Genomic DNA, 3,202 nt, shown 5'->3' with positions numbered 1-3,202 from the left:
GACACCTTGTATCGTGACTGCTGTCGGTGATTCAGCGCTGCTCGTCGGCGACACTGGCTGGGTCGTGCCACCGAGTCATCCGGCAGAATTGGCAACTGCGATCTCTCAAGCTATTGACGCTCGCGCGTCTGGTTCGACCTGGACTCACAGACAAGCCAACTGTCGCCAGCGAATTGAATCGAACTTCAACTTACAAAGTATGGTGCAAGGGTACAACAGCGTTTGGCATAATGCGGTTTCATAGTCATAACCCGTCGGCAACGGCGGGGCTGACACCAAATCTTTGTTTGTGCAACCTGCGAATCTCAGCCCTCACCCCCAACCCCTCTGTCTTGTCTCGCTGCTTGGTTGCGCTAAACCTGGAGGAAACCTCCAGAGCGCGCATCCGCAAACCCTCGGGGAACCCGAGGAGCGCGAGCCGCTCCCACGCTTGGGAGCGGCGATTTTATTCGGGGATTCCCCCCGAATAAAAAAGCGGATTGATTTTCGGTCGGGTTTCCCGACCATGAAAATCAACCAAGCAACGACAAGACAGAGGGGAGCCAGAGCCGCAGGATCTGGCGGGGTGAGGGCGAAGGGCTTGTGCTAGCAAAAGAAGTCTTTGCAAAGCAGACTTGGGATGAGTTGTCTCGATCGATTAGCAAGACAACTTAAACTGTGATAACCGATCGATAATCGCACAGCGCCAGATAGTCATCTACCGCACGCTCGGCAGAAAAATATCGACCCCGCTCGATCGACGCCGATTTACTCATTGGTACTTCCAGCGTTTGCAGCATAGCATCTGCTAGGGCGCTAGCATCGGCGATCGGTACCAATAACCCATACTTACCATCAGCTAAGATTTCTTGCGGCCCTGACGGACAATCGGTAGCCACCACCGCGCAACCACAAGCCATCGCTTCGATCAGTACGGTTGGCAATCCTTCCCAGCGGGATGAGAGTACAAACGTCGTCGCTTTGGACATATAAGCATAGGGATTTGGCACGAAACCGGGCAGAGATACATCCGCACCGATGCCTAGTTCGGCGATTTGGGCTTCGAGCGCACTGCGATTTTCACCCTCACCCAAAATTAGCAACCGCGCGGCGTGACGTTGGCGGACTAGTGCAAACGCGGCAAGCAAGTTGGCAAAATCTTTCTGCGGTGACAATCTGCCGACTGCTAAAAACACTGGGGGACTGTCGGGGGCAAACCAAGGGTGTTCCACAAGTGCCTGCGCCTTGGCAATCAGTTCGCGATCGACAACCGGATTGTAGACGGTTTTAACGGTTCCGGGCGAGAAATTTAGTTGGGTATCTAGATCTTCAGCGACACCTTGAGACACGCCGACGATCGCATCAGCACGCGGATACAGTAACTTCATGATTGGCGGCAAAAATTTACTGCGCCGCAATCTGGACTTACTTGCCGAGAGGGTATCATGCTCTACTACTACTAACTTCGTCTTACTCCGTGCCAGCTCTTTCGCCAAGATCGCCGCAATGTTGGCATGATTCATATGCGAAACTAGTGCCAACGGCTGAAATTCGCGCAGGTATCGAGCCAAAGCTGGAATTGCCTTAGTTACCCGCCCCGTCCCTAAGTTTACCAGTCGGACGCGCTCTGGTACCTGGTCTAAATAAGGCCCCTCTGTAGCGGCGACAACTAGATCTAGCAAGAGTCCGTCGCGTTCGAGCATCCCAGTGAGCAAGTTGAGGGCGACGCGTTCGGCACCACCGCCTGCAAGGTTGGGCAGAAAAAAAGCGATTCTTTGTTCTAACATAAATACTCCACGAGCGATCTATTAATAATTCCCACAGCCGGATGATTCGTTCGCGGCTAAATATTCTAAGTAAGTAGGTGCGATTATTTATAAAACAGGTTATGCCTGAAACCTGGTTGGTGGGCAGTGCCCACCCTACTGGCTCGACACTGGCTCGACATGACTAAAAATGTGGGTAAAGCGATCGTCAAACATATTACTAGTTGTATTTTTCAGCGTTCTGAATGCCCACAGTTTTAGTCGTGTCGTCCCACTACTGGAACTGAAACTATCCCCTACCCCCTATTCCCTTCTTGTTACTGGCTCTGTTGCTGTTAAAATTTCAGTTAACTTTTGTTTGTGTTCTTGACGGATCGTGCGCAGTTGCGCTTTCTGCTGTGGCGAAAGATTCAAACTGTGCCAACCCTGCTCGATCGCCTGACGGTGGCGGTGTCTGGCTTGGTTTTGAGCTTGTTGTGCGGGGGTGAGGATCGCGTTCATCTCGTGCCGTTCGTCGTGCCACAACTGACTAACTCTAGCTCTTTGCTCGCTAGTTAACTGGAGGTACTGGATCTTTGCCAGCGATATCCCCTGTTGCCAGCCCGCGATCGCGTCTAATTTAGCTGCTTGGATGGGGGTGAGGATCGCCTGAAATCGCTGCATATAGGCTTGCCGAATGGCTCTGAGTTCGGCTTGACGATCGAGTCCTAATTCATCACTATTGAGGCTGGGTGGTGGCGATTGACGGTGCTGTTGGATCTGGTGAAATACTTGCTGTTGCTCGGGCGTGAGGACGGCATTAATCCGATCGATCTTCGATTGATTTAGTTCGGCAATTTGGGCTGGGCGATCGAGATCCAGACTGAGATTATCGACTCGTTTGAGGTTGCGGAGTACAAAGAGCGCTAAAAACCCAAATGAGAACATGTAGACAAAACTAGTCGATAAGGCAATGCCCGCAACTCCCAGCCACTGCATGAACAGGTAATTTAAACCGATATTGATAACCAGATTAAAAGCCGAACCGACGATCAAGATTTGATTTTTACGCATGGCGGAAATCAACCGCACCACCAGCATACAACCGATATAAAAGGGAATCTGGATCGCGAAGCAACTTTGGATTTGGGCGACGAGCTGGGTATCAGCGGCGGTAAAAGAACCTCGTTGCAATAGCACTCGCACGAGCGGCTCGGAAAATAAGACGATTGCTCCAGTTAACGGGATGCTCGCCCCAAAAATCAGCAGTAAATAGTGTCTGAGTGAGTGACGGATGCTTTGCCAATCATCACTGGCCACCATTTTAGAAAAATAGGGCATCACTGCCGTACTCAATGCCGTGCTCGCGATAATAATCGGTAGCGTCACCATCCGGCTGCCATATTTTTCTAAAATGGTGGCCAGTGATGATTGGCAAAGCATCCGTCACTCACTCAGACACTATTTACTGCTGATTT

At 51.3% G+C, this 3,202-nt stretch carries 2 protein-coding genes and 1 pseudogene; 1 reads left to right on the top strand and 2 read right to left on the bottom strand.

Annotation, left to right across the window (positions count from 1 at the left end; translation table 11 throughout):
- A pseudogene (locus RMO35_RS09990) lies at positions 1-244 on the top strand (glycosyl transferase family 1); the annotation flags it as partial.
- 406 nt (positions 245-650) lie between these two features.
- Here the strand turns inward: RMO35_RS09990 and RMO35_RS09985 are convergent.
- Together RMO35_RS09985 and RMO35_RS09980 are read right to left on the bottom strand one after the other, a co-directional pair.
- Positions 651-1,766, bottom strand: coding sequence for a glycosyltransferase (locus tag RMO35_RS09985; protein WP_309740811.1), 1,116 nt, complete (start codon positions 1,764-1,766; stop codon positions 651-653).
- Between the two features lie 282 nt (positions 1,767-2,048).
- Complete coding sequence (locus RMO35_RS09980; RefSeq protein ID WP_309740807.1) at positions 2,049-3,167, bottom strand: lipid II flippase MurJ; 1,119 nt, start codon at positions 3,165-3,167, stop codon at positions 2,049-2,051.
- Between the last annotated feature and the right edge of the window lie 35 nt (positions 3,168-3,202).

This window comes from Chamaesiphon sp. OTE_20_metabat_361, from assembly GCF_031364565.1.
Note: the sequence above shows the minus strand (reverse complement) of the source record. Positions and strands in the feature narration are given on the sequence as shown.